The organism is Sinorhizobium sp. B11 (genome assembly GCA_039725955.1).
Classification (GTDB): Bacteria; Pseudomonadota; Alphaproteobacteria; order Rhizobiales; family Rhizobiaceae; genus Rhizobium.
The window spans coordinates 4,242,278-4,259,923 of sequence record CP091034.1; the positions used below are offsets into that span (position 1 = coordinate 4,242,278).

Here is a 17,646-nt window from a genome sequence, read left to right on the forward strand (position 1 = left end):
CGGAAACGGGAATGCCTTTGGAATGCCGATTTCGCAGTGTTTTCCGACCTGTGAGCTGTCATGAAAACGGGATAGTGTCCGCTCTTATGCAAATGTTGGCGAAAATCATGAACTGGATAATGCGGCTCGTCGGCTACGGCCTTGGCGCCGTGCTCATCCTTGCCGTCATTGCTCTGGCGATTTTCGGCTTCACCTCATTCGGCGCCCGCATCATCACCGAAAATGTCGCTTCGGCACTTTCCAACCGCGATATGACGATCTCGGTACGCGAGCCCGAGGGCCTGCTGACCGGTGGACTGCGCGCTGCCGAGATTACCCTCTCGGACACGCGCGGCACATTCGCAGAAGTCCGTGGTATTGCCATCGACTGGAATCCCCTAGCGCTGCTGACCGGAACATTCAGCGCCAAACAGGTCTCCGTTGCCTCTATCGATGTGCGCCGTAAACCGGTACGCACCTTGCCTTCCAGACCGGCGCCCCCGGAGGAACAAGGCAGCAGTGGTTTCCGGCTGCCCATAAAGGTCGATATCGAGCATATCGCCCTGCCGGATATTTCGCTCGCGGCGCCCCTGACCGGCCGCGCCTTCTCGCTTGCCGCCACCGGCAATCTCAGAGCTGATGGCGACGGCGGCGAGGCAATTATCAACGTCAACCGCCATCAGGTTGCCGACGCCAAACTCTCCGCCGATGTTGCCTTTACCCCGGCAAACAGCCACCTGCGGCTGAATGCCCAGCTTGCCGAACCGCAGGGCGGCCTGCTCGCTGGCTTTCTCGGTCTGCCCGGCAGCCCGGCCGTTAACATAGCGCTCAATGGCGAAGGCCCGATTTCGGATTGGAACGGCAAGCTGCAGGCAGCCCTCGATGGCCAGCAGCGCGCCTCACTGGAAGGCAAGCATGCGATTACGGCCGACGGCTTGCATCATCTCGACCTCAAGGGCGGCGGCGATGTGAGCTCGTTGCTCCCCATGGCATTCCGGCCGCTTTTTGCAGGCCAGACGAATATCGATGTATCCGCCACCTTCGACGATCACGGCAAGATCGATATTCAGACCGGCAATCTCGCCACCGGCAGCGTCGTCATCGCCGCATCCGGCACACTCGATCCTGCCGGCAACAACAGCCTGAATGCCAATGTGCTGGGCACCTCGGGTCCTGTCGATTTCCGCTGGCCGCTTGCCGATGGCGAAGCACGCTTCATGATTTCAGGCCTCAACCTGGCGATGACCGGACAGGCGCAGGCCGTGCGCATCAATGCGAGCGGATCGCTGGATTCCGCCACAATGCCGCAAGCCGACATCGGCAACGTCAAGCTGACGGCCAAGAGCGATGCCTTCAATCTCGCCAATGGCGCCGGCGATATCCAGCTGCGTCTCGTAGCCGGCGACGCGACATTCACCGAGCCCAACCTCAACCGCGCCGTTCGCGGCCCGATCACACTCGTCGCTCCGCTTCAGATTTCACGCAACGGCATCGGCTTCAACGGCACGACGATCGAAAGCGCCAATATCGGCGCCGATCTCAATGGCTCCTATCGCCTGGCTGACAATACACTGACCGGCAATGCGAAATTTGTCGTACAGCCCGCCGCGCTGCCGCCGGCCGTCGCTGAAAAGTTCGATGCGCCGATCAATCTCGAAACCCAGGTCGCCGGCACCATCCCCTCAAAGGTGGCGCTGTCGAACATCACAATCAAATCTCCGACCATCGAGGCAGGCGGCAACGTTGCGCTCGAGGATGACGTGCTGACAGCCGATCTCGCCGGCAAGCTTCCCGACATCGGCAAGCTGCTCTCAGGCACGAGCGGGGAAGCAGATTATAGCGTCAGAGCCAGCGGCACGCTTCCGGCGCTTGCGCTCACCGCCAATGTAAAAGCCGCCAGCCTGCAGATGGCCGATCGCAAGGTGGGCAATCTCAACATCGACCTGACGGGCTCTGCCGATCCCGCCGCTCCGCAGGGCCGCGTAGCCGGAACGGGCACGATCGACGGCCAGCCGATTGGGATCAACGGCGATGTCAGATCCGAAAACGGAACGATTTCTATCCCCGCGCTGACAGCCGATGTCGGCAGCAATCGCCTGACGGGCAATCTCACGCTTTCCTCAGGCATGACACCGGCGGGTGTGCTGACCTTTGACTTCCCGGATATCGGCCTGCTTGCCGCCCTCGGCGGCCAGAAGGCGGAAGGCGACCTCAAGGGCTCTGTCGATATCACCGGCAATGATGGCAAGATCGCCCTCAAGATTGCCGCCAACGGCAATGGCATTCGCCGCGACACGCTGACGATCGCAAAGCCTGCGATCGACGTGACCGTCAGCGATATCCAGGCTTTTGCCGCCAACGGCACGATACGGGCCGACGAATTCGGCATCGGTACCAACAAGCTTACCGGCATTGCGCTTGATTTCGCCCAGCAGCAAACCCGCACCGACTTCAATCTGAATGCCGGTTATGACGGCAATCCGCTGCAGGCGGGCGGCAGCGTGCAGTCTGCAGGCGGCATGATTGATCTCAGCCTTGACCATTTCGCCGCAAAGCCACGCAACATTCCGGTCGAACTGGCATCGCCGGCGCAGGTCAACGTCACCAAGGGAGTTGCCAGTCTGAACGGTCTGACCGTGAAGACCGGCAGCGGCTCGGTATCGGTTACCGGTTCTGCCGGTGAGACACTGAAGCTCGACGCCGTCATCACCGACCTGCCCGCAAGTCTCGCCAACAGCTTCGTCCCCAATCTCGCCGCTGACGGCGCGATTTCAGGGACGGTCAACGTGACCGGCACATCAGCCGCTCCCGTCGTCAATTTCAAGCTCGACTGGAAGGATGCAGCCACCAGTCATACGAAGGGTGCCGGCATCGCCCCTCTTGGTGTCTCCACATCAGGTACCTTCGCCGAAAACAAGCTGACATTCGACGGCGGCATTAGCGGCGCTGACGGTCTTTCCCTGAAGGCTGGGGGTGACGTTGGCCTGGCGGATCCGAACGGTCCAACTCTCAATATCAACGCCGACATCGTCAGTCTGCCGGCAAAGCTCGCCAACGGATTTGTTCCCGATCTTGCTGCCGAAGGCACGGTTTCGGGGACGGTCAACGCAACGGGCACGCCGGCGGCACCAGCGGCCGATTTCAAGCTGAACTGGAAAGGCGCCGCGACAAGCCAGACAAAGAGCGCCGGACTTGCCGGTCTGTCGCTCAACGCATCCGGCAGGTTTGCGGATAACAAGCTCGATTTCGATACGGCACTCACCGGCAAGGGCAAATTATCGCTGAAAGCTCTCGGCAACGTCGCGATTACCGGAGCCACGATCGGCAACATCAAGGTCGATGCCGAGCTTGCGAATGTCCCCGCGAATGTCGCCAATGGTTTCGTGAAGGATCTGGACGCCGGCGGAACGATTTCAGGCACCGCCTCGGCATCGGGGACGCTTGCCGCACCGGCTGCGGATTTCAAGCTCAGTTGGCAGGATGCCACGACACGGCACACCAAGACCGCCGGCCTGACCGGACTGGATCTTGCGGCAACAGGCCATTTTGCCGACCAGAAACTCGATTTCGATGCCAGCCTCACCGGACCGAAAACCTTGTCGCTGAAGGCGGCGGGCAATATCGAGCTTGTGGGGACGGCGGTGCGCAATCTCAAGGTCGATGCCGATCTCGCAAACCTTCCTGCCAATCTCGCCAACGGCTTCGTTCCCGATCTCGGCGCTGAAGGAACGATTTCCGGCAAGGCGTCGGCCTCGGGCTCGTTGCCGACACCGGCTGTCACCTTCGATCTCGCCTGGGCCAATGCGGCAACGCGCCAGACAAAGAGTAATGGCCTCACCGATCTTTCCGCCCGGGCCACCGGCAAATATGAAAATAACAGAGTCGATTTCGACGCCAATCTCGGCAGTGGCAATGGCGCGCTGCTGAAGGCGAACGGCGGGGTAACGATCGACGGCACCGCCATTCGCGACCTCGCCGTCAACGCTGACATTGCCGGACTGCCCGCAAACCTCGCCAATGGCTTCGTGCCCGGTCTTGGCGCCGAGGGCATAATCTCCGGCACTGCAGTCACCTCAGGCACGCCGACGGAGCCGGTGGTCGATTTCAAGCTCGACTGGACGAACGCGGCAACGCGCCAAACCAAGACCGCCGGTCTTTCTGGCCTCGCGCTTGCCGCTTCCGGCAAATATGTCACCAACCGTCTGGATTTCGACGCCAATCTCAATGGCAAGGGTGGCGTGTCGCTGAAAGCCGCCGGCAATCTCGCGCTGGCAGGCACCACGATCCAGGGCATCGATGCAAAGGCCGATATCACCAACCTGCCGGCCGCCGTCGCCAATGGTTTCGTCCCCGATATTGGAGCCGAAGGCATCATCACAGCGACGGCCACGGCCTCAGGATCACTGACCGCCCCGACGGCCAATTTCAAGATCGACTGGAAAAACGCCGGGACGAAACAGACGAGAACTGCCGGCCTCTCCGGCCTGGCGCTCGCCGCTTCGGGCAAACTCAATAAGGATCGGCTGGATTTCGATGCCAATCTCAACGGCAGCGGCGGCGTCTCGCTGAAGGCATCCGGCAATCTCGATATAGCCGGAACGACCATCAAGGGCGTCAACGCCAAGGCCGACGTCACCAATCTCCCGGCTGCCGTAGCCAACGGTTTTGTTCCGAACCTTGGTGCGGCCGGAGCCATCTCCGCAACCGCAACTGCTTCCGGCGCACTTCCCCTTCCCTCGGTTGATTTCAAGGTCGACTGGAAGAATGCCGAAACGAGCCAGACGAGGAGCGCCGGCCTTGCCCCGCTCACCATCGGCGCAAGCGGCAAGCTGGCCGACAACCGCCTGACGGTCGACACCAGCCTTGCCGGCGACGGCGGATTGTCGCTGAGAGGCGGCGGCAATCTCGCAATGACAGGCAACCGCGCCATGTCGATGCGTTTCAACGGCAGCCTTCCCTTCGCCGTTCTCGGCGCACAACTCGCCCAGCAAGGTCTCGTTGCCGAAGGCGTCGCCAATGTGAACCTGGAAGTCAGCGGTACGACGGCTGCCCCTGTTATCAACGGCACGGTCACCACGGATGGCGCAAAGCTGATCGACGTGCGCCGCAACCTCGCCCTCGAAGGCCTCGGCGCGACCATTACCTTCAACGGCCAGCAGGCCGTCATTTCTCGGCTGAACGGCAGGCTCGCAAGCGGCGGCTCTATTTCGGCCAGCGGCTCGGTCGGCATCAGCGGCACCTTCCCCGCCGACCTTTCCATTCGTCTGGATCATGCAGTCTATGTCGACGGCACTTTGGTTGTCGCAACCGTGGACGGGGCGCTCGGACTAAAGGGACCGTTGCTCTCCAATCCCATGCTTAATGGTAAGCTCCACATCGACAAGGCGTCGATCACCGTGCCGGAGAGGTTGCCGACGTCCCTGCGCGAAATCGATATACGCCACATCCACGCGCCGCCTGCAGTACTTGCCCAGCTCAAAAACAATGCGCAGCAGCAGCCACGGGAAAAGTCTTCGACCATAATGCTGGATATCCAGCTCGACGCGCCCTCGCAGATCTTCGTGCGCGGCCGTGGCATCGACGCGGAAGTCGGCGGCAACATTACGATCCGCGGCTCGGCCGCAGCACCCGAAGTTGCCGGCGCCTTCACCATGCGCCGCGGGCGTCTGACGATCCTCAACCGCCGCCTCGATTTCTCCGACCGCAGCCGCATCACTTTCGCCGGTGACCTGACGCCCGCCCTCGACATGGAAGCAACCTCCACCTCGGGCAGCACGACGCTGACAGTCGATGTTGCCGGCCTTGCGACTGACCCCGCTATCACCTTCTCCTCCTCGCCGGCCCTGCCGCAGGATGAAGTGCTGGCCCAGCTGATCTTCGGCCAGTCCATGTCACGCCTTTCTCCGGTGCAGATCGCCCAGCTTGCCGATGCCGTCAGCCAGCTCGCCGGCAACCGCTCGACCTCGCTCTTCGAAGGTCTGCGCAACCAACTCGGCGTCGATGATCTCGACATCAGCACCGACTCGAAGGGCCAGACCAGTGTCAGCGTCGGCCGCTATCTCAACGAGCGGACCTATTTCGAGCTGCAACAGGGCGGAGAAGCCGGTGCCAAGGCGATTATCAATCTCGATGTCGGCCGCGGCGTGAAGCTGCGCGGTGCCGCCGGCGGCAACGGATCGGGCGAAGCCGGGATCGTCTACGAGCACGAGTATTGAGGCCGGGCTAGAAGCTCGTCTTGCTGGTCTTGAGCAGAATGTTGGTTTCGGTCGTGTTGATACCGTCGACGAGACGTATCCGGCGCAGCGTTTCATCGAAAGAGGCGAGGTCCCGATCCTCGAGCTCGGCGACGAAATCCCATTTGCCGTTGGTGCTGTGCAATGCGCGTACCTGGGGCAGGCCACGCAATTGGGCAGCAACCTTGTCGGCAAGCTTGCCATGCACTTCGATCATGACGATCGCCCGAACGCCGGCCGAACGTGTCTCGTGACCGGTGCGGATGGTAAAGCCGGCGATCGTCCCGTTTTCCACGAGCCGGTCGATGCGGGCAGTCACCGTTGCACGCGAAGCGCCGGTCAGCGCCGCAAGCGACGAAACGGAGATTCGCGCATTGTGCCGAAGCGCACTCAAAAGCTCGTTGTCGAGGTCGTCCATGATTTCACTTTGTCAAATTAGCCTTATCAATCTGCGCAATCATAATCCATTTCTGACACTTTTCCATCTATTTGCCGCCGCGTCTTTATCCCACTATCGGCCAAAACAGGCCTCACAACGGAGCCCTACGAATGGAAGTACAATCTCAATCTGTCGCCCTCGTCGGTGTTCCCCTTGAGGAGGGTTCCGGCCGCAGAGGCGCGGGCATGGGCCCGACAGCATTGCGTATCGCAGGCATCGACAAGGCTCTGGCCGAGCTCGGCCACACAGTCGTCGATACGGGCGATCTCAGCGTCGTCCCGGCCAGGGACCTTCCCAATCATCCGAAAGCGCATAATCTCCGCGTGGTCGGCGCCTACACGCGCGCGCTCGAAGCAGCCACATATGACGCAGCGAAAGCCGGCCATTTCCCGCTGATCCTCGGTGGCGACCACAGCCTTTCCATGGGTAGCGTCTCAGGCATGGCGCGTTATGCCGCCGAAAAGGGCCGCCCGCTCTTCGTCCTTTGGCTCGACGCCCATTCGGATTTCAATACGCCCGAGACCTCGCCGTCAGGCAATATTCACGGCATGCCCGTCGCCTTCTTCTGCGGCCTGGCGGATTTTGCAGAGATCCTGCCGAGGGACCGCGCATTCGTCGATCCGGAGAAGATCTTTCAGGTGGGCATCCGCTCAGTCGATGCGGCCGAGCGGGTCGAAATCCGCAGGCACGGCGTCAATGTCTTCGATATGCGTTCACTCGACGAACAGGGCGTGGCCGTGATCCTTCGCCAGATTCTGGAAACGGTCGAGAAGGCGAACGGCCTGCTGCATGTCAGTTTCGATGTCGATTTCCTCGATCCGGATTTTGCGCCCGGCGTAGGCACCACCGTTCCCGGCGGCGCCACCTTCCGCGAAGCGCACCTCATCATGGAGATGCTGTCCGACAGCGGCCTCGTCTCCTCGCTCGACCTCGTCGAACTCAATCCTTTCCTTGATGATCGCGGCAAGAGCGCCCGCATCATGGTGGAGATGACGGCAAGCCTCTTCGGTCGCCGCATCTTCGATCGTCCTACACGCGCCGCATAAGGGAGCACCGGCCATGAACATCTCGTCGAACCTCATCGCCACCGAACAGCGTCTTGGAGCCAATAACTACAAGCCGCTCGATGTCGTGCTGACGCGAGGAGAAGGTGTTCATGTCTGGGATACGGATGGCAAGCGCTACCTCGATTGCCTCTCGGCCTATTCCGCCGTCAACCAAGGCCATTGCCATCCGAAGATCCTTGCCGCCATGGTCGAGCAGGCCGGCCGTCTGACGCTCACCTCGCGCGCCTTCCGCAACGACCAGCTCGCTTATCTCTATGAGGAGCTGGCTGCACTCACAGGCTCCCACAAGATCCTGCCGATGAACTCCGGCGCGGAAGCCGTGGAGACCGCCATCAAGGCGGTTCGCAAATGGGGTTATGAGGTAAAAGGTGTGCCGGAAGGCAGGGCGGAGATCATCGTCTGCGCCAATAATTTCCATGGCCGTACGCTGAGCATCATCAGCTTTTCGACGGACCCTGATGCCCGTACCGGCTTCGGGCCCTATACGCCGGGCTTTCGCGTCGTTCCCTTCGGCGATGCCGAGGCCTTCGAAGCGGCCATCAATGCGAATACCGTCGCGGCACTGATCGAGCCGATCCAGGGCGAGGCTGGCGTTATCATCCCTCCGGCCGGTTACTTCACCCGCGTACGTGAACTCTGCACGGCAAACAACGTCACGCTCATCCTCGACGAAATCCAGACTGGTCTCGGGCGCACCGGCAAGCTGCTCGCCGAAGAACACGAAGGCATTGAAGCCGACGTGACGCTCATCGGAAAGGCGCTTTCCGGCGGCTTCTATCCGGTCTCGGCCGTACTTTCGAATTCGGAAGTCCTCGGCGTGCTCAAGCCCGGCCAGCACGGCTCGACCTTCGGCGGCAACCCGCTGGCCTGCGCGGTCGCCCGCGCGGCACTGAAAGTGCTGACCGAAGAAGGGATGATCGAGAACGCCGAGACGATGGGCAACTATTTCCTCGAAGGTCTTCGCTCGATCCGCTCCAACATCGTCAAGGAGGTGCGCGGACGTGGTCTTATGCTCGCGATCGAACTGGAGCCGGAAGCCGGTGGCGCCCGGCAATATTGCTACGCCTTGAAAGATCGCGGCCTGCTCGCCAAGGATACGCACGACCATACGATACGATTCGCGCCGCCGCTGGTCATCACCAGGGAAGAGGTCGATTGGGCCGTCTCGCAAATCGAAAAGTCGATAACCTAAAGTAAAACCAGATTTATCTTACAACCATTACTATCTACCGGAGGAGAAAAACTAATTCTCCTCCATAAAAATTTGTAAAAGTGGCGCAATAATCCGATTAAATCTGGATTTGGTTACTCATTATTAATCCTGAAAATCATACTTAATCGATGTGAATGTCGCTAATCCTGAGCCTTGGAGCCACAGATCGAGATTCACGATAACATTGATACCGATTCACCTCGTTTGTGAAGCAGGACAGACTTCAAGTATTGTCGGATATACTGCAATGTTGTGGCAGGTCCGCATTACTCAAATCCGGTCCATTCTCCGAGAGATCGGCTGGTAGCAACCACACATCGGAGGGTCGGAATGTCATTGTTTTCGCTGGGTGCGACGCCGGATTCACGCGCGATTGTCACAGCTCTCATGAAGTCGCAGGCGACGATCGAATTCGACCTGCAGGGAAAGATCCTGAATGCGAACGAGAATTTCTGCCGAGCGCTGGGCTACAAGCTAAGCGACATTGTCGGCAAGCATCACAGTATTTTCTGTGAGCCGGACTATGTTGCCTCCCCGGCCTACCGGGAATTCTGGCAGAAGCTCGGCAGAGGCGAATTCGATACCGGTGAATACAAGCGCATTGGCAAGGATGGCCGCGAAGTCTGGATCCAGGCGAGCTACAACCCGCTGATGTCGGGCGGCAAACCCTATAAGATCGTCAAGCTGGCAAGCGACGTGACCGCCGCCAAGCTGAAAGCCGCTGATGCCGAAGGCAAGATCGACGCTCTCTCGCGGGCTCAGGCCGTCATCGAGTTCACGCCTGATGGAGAGATCCTGGAGGCGAACGAGAATTTCCTCTCGGTCATGGAGTACCGGCTGGAGGAAATCCGCGGCAAGCATCACGGCATGTTCTGCGACCCGGCCTATGTACGTTCGGACGCCTACAAGGAATTCTGGAAGAAGCTAGCCGCCGGCCAGTTCGTCGCCGCGGAGTTTATGCGCATCGGCAAGGGCGGCAAGGTCGTCTGGATCCAGGCATCCTATAACCCCATCTTCGACATGAGCGGCCGCGTCTTCAAGGTCGTCAAATTCGCGACCGACGTCACCGAGCGTGTCCGCGCCGTCGATGATCTGGCCACTGGCCTGACCGCACTTGCCGAAGGCGATCTGACGAAGCGGGTCGAAAATCCTTTCCCGCCCGCGCTGGAAAAGGTCCGCACCGATTTCAACGCCGCGATCGACAAGCTCGGCAGCGCCATGCGTACGGTCCTCCTCAATGCCGAGGCGATCGCCAGCGGTGCGCGCGAAACGAAGGAAGCAGCCGACGTGCTGTCCAAACGCACCGAACAGCAGGCTGCGACAGTAGAGGAAACCGCTGCCGCACTCGATGAAATCACCCAGACCGTTGCCGACAGTGCCGGACGCGCCGCCGATGCGGGCAGCCTCGTTGCGGAAACGAAGCGCGGTGCGGAACATTCCGGCAGCATCGTCCGCAAGGCGGTCGATGCCATGGGCCAGATCGAGAAATCCTCACGCGAGATCAGCAATATCATCGGCGTGATTGACGAGATCGCCTTCCAGACCAACCTGCTGGCACTGAATGCCGGCGTCGAGGCGGCGCGCGCCGGTGAGGCCGGCAAGGGTTTTGCCGTCGTCGCCCAGGAGGTGCGCGAACTTGCACAGCGCTCGGCCAGCGCCGCCAAGGAAATCAAGGCGCTCATCACTGCTTCCTCGGAGCATGTGAAGAGTGGTGTCGACCTGGTCGGTCAGACCGGCCAGTCGCTGGAACGCATTGTTACCCAGGTCGGCAATATCGACATCAATGTCGCAGCGATCGTCGAGTCCTCCCGAGAGCAGTCGACCGGACTTGTCGAAATCAACAAGGCCGTCAACATCATGGATCAGGGCACGCAGCAAAATGCCGCCATGGTGGAGGAGACGACGGCGGCAAGTGCCCGACTTTCGTCCGAGACTGAAAACCTCCGCAATCTCGTTGCACAGTTTAGATTTGCGCAACACTCTTCCGTTAATGTCATCCATAACCGCAACGATGCTTCGCAAGGCGCAAAGCCATCGTATGGTGTGAAGGCAAAGCTCGTCCGCGCTAATGGGGGCGCATCCGCTTCTGCCCTGGCTTATGACAGTTGGGAAGAATTCTAATGGCCACAATCAATTCCACTAGCTTCAGCGGCGATACGCTCGAAATCATTGCCTTCCGCCTCCATGATCAGGAATTCTGCGTCAAGACCACGACCATCCGCGAAATCCGTGGCTGGGCGCCGTCGACGCCGATCCCGCACTCTCCGGCCGACGTCATCGGTGTCATGAACCTGCGCGGTTCGGTCATCCCGATCATCGACCTCGCCTACAAGCTCGGCATGAAGAGCACTGTTGCCAATGAGCGCAGCGCCATCGTCGTTGCCGAAGTGCACAATATGGTCATCGGCATGCTGGTCGATCGGGTTTCCGACATCCTGACGATTTCTTCCAGCCAGGTGCAACCCGTTCCTGAAGTGACCGCGTCCTTCGACCGCGCTTTCTGCGAAGGTATCATCGCTTCCGAAAATGGCATGATCTGCTTCCTGAACCTTGCAAAAATGTTCAAGGAAAACGAGACGGACGAACTGGCCGCCTGAGCGCCACGCCAGGCAGTTTGACCGAGGCAAGAACCGCCCCACAAGGGCGGTTTTTTTTGTTCAGTCTAGGTGATCTGAACGTGTAATTTTCTTCCGGAAATATATATTTATTAGTATTGACTTTTATACAGAAAATTTACCGTCCACGATCATCATCGGTTGTGAAGCATCAAGAAGATACGATTTGTGATAGGTGAAAATAACGGTTGTTGCCCGGCCGTATTTTCACGCCGCGGACCCATGCTTGTTTGGTCTTCAATTCAGGGGTTGGGCGCGAATATACGCGTCCTATTTCAGAGGGGACGGGAATGCTTGGTCTATCACCCAATTCGAAATATGTTCTCAATGCTATCTCGAAGTCACAGGCGATTATCGAATTCAACCTGACCGGAGCCATTCTCACGGCAAATGAGAATTTCTGCAAAGCGCTCGGTTACGATCTCAACGAGATTGCCGGCAAACATCACAGCATGTTCTGCGAACCGGCCTACGCGGCAACCGCCAGCTACCGGGATTTCTGGGCCCGCCTCGGCCGTGGCGAATATGATGCCGGCGCCTATAAACGCCTGGCAAAAGGCGGTCGCGAGATCTGGATACAGGCCTCTTACAACCCTGTCTTCAAGCATGGCAAACCTTTCAAGGTCGTGAAAATCGCCTCCGACATCACCGAGGCCAAGAAACGCGCCGTCGAGGACGCCGGCAAGCTCGAGGCAATTTCACGTTCGCAGGCCGTCATCGAATTTACCCCCGCAGGCGACATCCTCACGGCCAACGAGAACTTCTGCAATGGTCTTGGCTATTCGCTGTCCGAGATCGTTGGCAAGCATCACAGCATGTTCTGCGATCCAGCCTATGCGCGAAGCGACGAATACAATCAGTTCTGGCCGCGGCTGGCAAAGGGCGAGTTCATCGCCAACGAATTCGTCCGCTACGGTAAGGGCGGCAAGGAAATCTGGATCCAGGCCGCCTACAATCCGATCGCCGACGCGGATGGCAGGATCTACAAGGTCGTTAAGTTCGCAACCGACGTGACACAGCGCATGAGCGCAATTTCCCTTCTCGGCACGGCCCTGCGGCAGCTCTCAGAAGGCGATCTGACGCGGACGCTGGACACGGCCTTCGTCCCTTCGATGGAGCAGTTGCGCCACGATTTTAATGCGACGATCGACAAACTCTCCAGGACGATGAAGACCATTGGTGAGAATGCCACCGCTATCGCCGACAGTTCCCGCGAGATCGGTTCCTCGGCAGACTCTTTCTCCAAGCGGACGGAACAGCAGGCCGCTTCGGTCGAAGAAACGGCGGCAGCTCTGGAGGAGATCACCACCACGGTCAACGATTCCAGCCAGCGTGCCGACGAGGCGGGCCGCCTGGTCGGACAGACAAAACACAGTGCGGAACAATCCGGCACGGTCGTGCGCAAGGCAGTTTCGGCCATGGACCAGATCGAGCAATCCTCCCGCGAGATCACCAATATCATCGGCGTCATCGACGATATCGCCTTCCAGACCAACCTGCTGGCACTTAACGCCGGCGTCGAAGCGGCTCGTGCCGGTGAAGCCGGCAAGGGTTTTGCCGTCGTCGCCCAGGAGGTCCGCGAACTCGCACAGCGTTCTGCCAGAGCAGCGAAGGAGATCAAGGCGCTGATCAATACATCGAGCGAATTGGTGAAAAACGGCGTCGAACTGGTAGGACAGACCGGCAGGGCGCTGGAGGAAATCGTCGTTCAGGTTGCCAGCATCAATTCAAACGTCGCAGCGATCGTCGAAGGCTCCCGGGAACAGGCGACCGGCCTCAAGGAGATCAATCAGGCCGTCAACAGCCTCGATCAGGCAACGCAGCAGAACGCCGCCATGGTGGAGGAGAGCACGGCCGCCAGCCAGAACCTTGCCGCGGAAGCCGATGCACTGCGAACGCTGGTCTCGCAGTTCCAGCTCCCCGGCGGCAATATCGCCGCGACAAGGCATCTGACGAAGCCAGCTACTTCTCCGGCCCTGCATCTTGTCGCCCGCACTGCAAGAACCCGTGGCGCAGCGGTGACGTCTGCCGAAAGCTGGGTAGAATTCTGATCAGGCCTCATTCGGATAGCTCGTGCCGCCGCAAGAGCGGCACGAGCTCTGTACGATCATGACCTTTGGCCGACGCCGGGAAGAACGGCCCCTCTGATATTGGCCTATCGAACTGACTGTTCCGCCGGTTCCGGTTTGCGAATCAAGGGCACGGCCTGCAGCACGAGTGCGTCGAGGCCGTTCTCTTCCTTTTCCAGAATTTCGAAGAGTTGCCGCCGCATGCGCGGCTCCCAGAATTTGTTGATGTGCGTCGCAACCCCTTGCGCAGCTTCGCTTTCGGGTTGCGTCTTGAAAAAGGTTGCGATCTGGTTTGCCATATAGACAAGCTTGGTCTTGGTATCATGCGACATCGGCGATGCTTCCGGGCGACAAGCGATGTGGGTGGGTGAAAATCTCGAAATCCTCTCCGCGCACGAGAGCGACAAGCGTCATGCCGGCTTCCTCAGCCGTGCGGATGGCAAGTGCTGTCGGCGCGGATATGGCGATCAGCACGGGAGCACCAAGGATCGCCGTCTTCTGAACCATCTCGACGGACAGGCGGCTTGTGACGGCAACGGCGCCTGAAGCGCCTGTTTCACCAGCTCTGATAACAGCGCCGCAAAGCTTGTCGAGCGCATTATGCCGGCCGACATCCTCGCGCACGGCGATCAATCCCTTGCCAGGAATGTAGAAGCCGGCGCCGTGAACGGCCCGCGTCTCGCGATGCAGCGGCTGAGATTCGTTGAGCAACGCAACCGCCTGCACGATATCGGCATGCGACAGCGACAGCTCAGCCTTGGACACGTCCGGTACGGTGCGGACCGCCTGCTCGATCGACTCGATACCGCAGAGGCCGCAACCGACGGGTCCCGCCATGCTCCGCCTGCGCCTTCGCAGTGCATCCTCGACGTCGTCGAGGAGGGTCACCTGGACGTCGATACCCTTCTCGTCTTCCAGGAGTTCGATACCGGCGACCTGGCTGCGATCAGTGATAATGCCCTCGGTCAGGCTGAAGCCGACAGCGAAATCCTCGAGATCATCAGGCGTGCCCATCATGACCGCGTGCGAACTGCCGCCATAGGAAAAGGCGATCGGCACCTCCTCGGGCACGATACGCTCGCCCCGTGCCATGATACCGCCTCTCCGGGCGACTTCCGTCACGCTTATACGGGTCGGCCGTTCCGTCATTATTCCGCCGCCTCCATCTTGCCGGCGATGCGGCGGGACTGGCGGGCCTGCTCGTCATATTCGACCTGCCATTCCGACGGGCCGTTGGAGGGCGAAACCTGCACCGCCGTCACCTTGTATTCTGGGCAGTTCGTCGCCCAGTCGGAGAAGTCTGTCGTGATGACGTTTGCCTGCGTATCCGGATGATGGAAGGTCGTATAGACGACTCCGGGCGCCACGCGGTCCGTAATCAATGCGCGAAGTGTGGTATCGCCCGAGCGACTGCCGAGCTTCACCCAGTCGCCATCCCGGATACCGCGCTGTTCGGCATCATGCGGATGGATCTCCAGCCGGTCCTCCGAGTGCCAGACAACGTTATCGGTGCGGCGTGTCTGCGCACCGACATTATACTGGCTCAAAATGCGGCCGGTCGTGAGAAGCAGCGGGAAGCGCGGGCCGGTACGCTCGTCGGTCGCGACATATTCCGTACGGATGAACTTGCCCTTGCCGCGCACGAAACCATCCACATGCATGATCGGCGACCCGAGCGGATGTGTCTCGTTGCAGGGCCACTGAACCGAGCCCATCTTTTCGAGATAGTCGTAGGAGACGGATGCGAAGCTCGGAGTCGTTGCGGCGATCTCGTCCATGATCTCGGACGGATGCGTATAGTGCCAGTCGAGGCCCATTGCCTGAGCAAGCTTCTGTGTCACTTCCCAGTCCGCATAGCCGTTGCGTGGCGTCATGACCTTTCGTACGCGGTTGATGCGGCGCTCGGCATTGGTGAAGGTGCCGTCCTTTTCCAGGAAAGTAGAGCCCGGCAGGAAGACATGCGCGTAGTTCGCCGTCTCGTTCAGGAAGAGATCCTGCACCACGACACATTCCATGGCGGCAAGGCCGGCGGCGACATGCTTCGTGTCCGGATCGGACTGAAGGATATCCTCACCCTGAATGTAGAGGCCCTTGAAGGAGCCATCGACGGCAGCATCCAGCATGTTCGGAATACGCAGGCCCGGCTCGTTGTTGAGCTTCACGCCCCAGAGCTTTTCGAAAATATCGCGCGTCGCATCGTCGGAGATGTGGCGATAGCCCGGCAGCTCATGCGGGAAGGATCCCATGTCGCAGGAACCCTGCACGTTGTTCTGGCCGCGCAGTGGATTCACACCGACGCCGGGGCGGCCGATATTGCCGGTCGCCATGGCAAGGTTGGCGATCGCCATGACCGTCGTGGAACCTTGACTGTGTTCGGTGACGCCCAGACCATAATAAATGGCGCCATTGCCGCCGGTCGCAAAAAGCCGTGCAGCGCCGCGCAGATCTTCCGGATTGACGCCGGTAAATTTCTCGACGGCTTCCGGACTATGCTGCGGCTCGGAGACAAAAGCCGCCCAATCCTCAAACTCCGACCAGTCGCAACGGTCGCGGATGAACCTTTCGTCGTAAAGGCCTTCGGTCACGATCACATGCGCCAGCGCCGTCATGACGGCAACATTGGTGCCAGGCTTCAGCGGCAGATGGAAGGAGGCCTCGACATGCGGCGAGCGGACGATATCGATGCGACGCGGATCGATAACGATCAGCTTGGCGCCCTGCCGCAACCGCTTCTTCAGGCGCGACCCGAAGACTGGATGGCCATCGGTCGGATTGGCACCGATGATAATGACCACATCGGAATGTTCGACGCTGTCGAAATCCTGTGTGCCGGCCGAGGTGCCGAAAGCCTGGCCCAGTCCATAACCTGTCGGCGAATGGCAGACGCGGGCGCAGGTATCGACATTGTTGTTGCCGAAGCCGGCGCGTATCAGCTTCTGGACAAGGTAAGTCTCTTCGTTGGTGCAGCGGGACGATGTGATGCCACCGATCGCTTCACGGCCATACTGATACTGGATGCGGCGGAACTCGGAAGCGACATGCGCATAGGCCTCGTCCCAGGTCACCTCGCGCCAGGGATCCGTCACCTTCTCGCGGATCATCGGATTGAGAATGCGGTCCTTGTGGGTCGAATATCCATAGGCAAAGCGGCCCTTGACGCAGGAATGGCCGCGGTTTGCCTGACCATCCTTCCACGGCACCATGCGCACCAGCTCTTCGCCGCGCATTTCCGCCTTGAAGGAGCAGCCGACGCCGCAATAAGCACAGGTCGTGACAGCCGAATGTTCCGGCTGACCGATGCGGATGACTGATTTTTCGGTCAGCGTCGCGGTCGGACAGGCCTGCACGCAGGCACCACAAGAGACGCATTCGGAATCGACGAAATGCTCGTGCATACCGGGCGAAACACGCGAGCCGAACCCGCGCCCTTCGATCGTCAGCGCGAAGGTGCCCTGCACCTCCTCGCAGGCACGAACGCAACGGGAGCAGACGATGCATTTCGACGGATCATAGGTGAAGTACGGATTGGACTCGTCCTTCGGCATCCATTTCAGATTGATCTCGCCGCTGTTGCGCGCCTTGACGTGGTTGTCGCCCTCATAGCCATAGCGCACATCGCGCAGGCCGACGGCGCCCGCCATGTCCTGCAACTCGCAATCGCCATTGGCCGCGCAGGTCAGACAGTCGAGCGGATGGTCGGAGATATAAAGCTCCATGACGCCGCGGCGGATATTCTTCAACCGCTCCGTCTGCGTATGGACGACGATGCCGGACGCCACCGGTGTCGTGCAGGAGGAGGGCGTTCCGTTGCGGCCGTCGATTTCGATCAGACAGAGACGGCAGGAACCGAAGGCATCGACCATATCGGTCGCGCAGAGCTTCGGCACCTGAATGCCGGCCTCCATGGAGGCGCGCATGATCGAGGTTCCCTCGGGAACCGTCACCTGCCGGCCGTCGATGGTCAGCGTCACCATCATTTCGGATTTCGAAGCCGGCGTTCCGTAGTCGATTTCATGAATGAGAGACATGGC

The 17,646-nt window shown here is 60.0% G+C and carries 10 protein-coding genes; 6 read left to right on the top strand and 4 right to left on the bottom strand.

Annotated features, from left to right (window positions below):
• Positions 1-86: 86 nt before the first annotated feature.
• Positions 87-6,194, top strand: a complete 6,108-nt coding sequence (locus LVY75_30995) for a translocation/assembly module TamB domain-containing protein (protein XAZ23178.1) — start codon at positions 87-89, stop codon at positions 6,192-6,194.
• Positions 6,195-6,201: 7 nt separating this feature from the next.
• Here LVY75_30995 and LVY75_31000 read toward each other — a convergent pair whose 3' ends face one another.
• On the bottom strand, positions 6,202-6,630 hold the full coding sequence (locus LVY75_31000) for an Lrp/AsnC family transcriptional regulator (protein ID XAZ23179.1): 429 nt from the start codon (positions 6,628-6,630) through the stop codon (positions 6,202-6,204).
• Between the two features lie 131 nt (positions 6,631-6,761).
• Between LVY75_31000 and rocF the strand changes: the two genes are divergently transcribed.
• The 5 genes from rocF to LVY75_31025 all read left to right on the top strand — a co-directional run bounded on the left by rocF (position 6,762) and on the right by LVY75_31025 (position 13,597).
• On the top strand, positions 6,762-7,697 hold the full coding sequence (rocF, locus tag LVY75_31005) for an arginase (GenBank protein ID XAZ23180.1): 936 nt from the start codon (positions 6,762-6,764) through the stop codon (positions 7,695-7,697).
• A 13-nt stretch (positions 7,698-7,710) separates the two neighbouring features.
• Complete coding sequence (locus LVY75_31010) at positions 7,711-8,910, top strand: ornithine--oxo-acid transaminase (protein ID XAZ23181.1); 1,200 nt, start codon at positions 7,711-7,713, stop codon at positions 8,908-8,910.
• A gap of 351 nt (positions 8,911-9,261) precedes the next feature.
• Entirely contained in the window at positions 9,262-11,052 is a 1,791-nt protein-coding gene (locus LVY75_31015; GenBank protein XAZ23182.1) for a methyl-accepting chemotaxis protein, read from the top strand.
• A complete protein-coding gene (locus LVY75_31020; protein ID XAZ23183.1) occupies positions 11,052-11,528 on the top strand; it encodes a chemotaxis protein CheW in 477 nt (158 codons plus the stop codon). The genes LVY75_31015 and LVY75_31020 overlap by 1 nt, the downstream gene beginning before the upstream one ends.
• A 308-nt stretch (positions 11,529-11,836) precedes the next feature.
• Positions 11,837-13,597 (top strand): PAS domain-containing methyl-accepting chemotaxis protein, encoded by a 1,761-nt coding sequence (locus LVY75_31025; protein ID XAZ23184.1) that lies wholly within the window; start codon positions 11,837-11,839, stop codon positions 13,595-13,597.
• 104 nt (positions 13,598-13,701) lie between these two features.
• Here LVY75_31025 and LVY75_31030 read toward each other — a convergent pair whose 3' ends face one another.
• The 3 genes from LVY75_31030 to fdhF are packed head-to-tail and all read right to left on the bottom strand — an operon-like array spanning position 13,702 to position 17,643.
• A complete protein-coding gene (locus LVY75_31030) occupies positions 13,702-13,947 on the bottom strand; it encodes a formate dehydrogenase subunit delta (GenBank protein XAZ23185.1) in 246 nt (81 codons plus the stop codon).
• The gene (gene fdhD / locus LVY75_31035) at positions 13,937-14,764 is read right to left on the bottom strand and encodes a formate dehydrogenase accessory sulfurtransferase FdhD (GenBank protein XAZ23186.1); all 828 of its coding nucleotides are present in this window, start codon (positions 14,762-14,764) and stop codon (positions 13,937-13,939) included. Before fdhD ends, LVY75_31030 begins: the two co-directional genes overlap by 11 nt.
• Positions 14,764-17,643 (bottom strand): formate dehydrogenase subunit alpha, encoded by a 2,880-nt coding sequence (fdhF, locus tag LVY75_31040; protein XAZ23187.1) that lies wholly within the window; start codon positions 17,641-17,643, stop codon positions 14,764-14,766. The genes fdhD and fdhF overlap by 1 nt, the downstream gene beginning before the upstream one ends.
• Positions 17,644-17,646 lie beyond the last annotated feature (3 nt).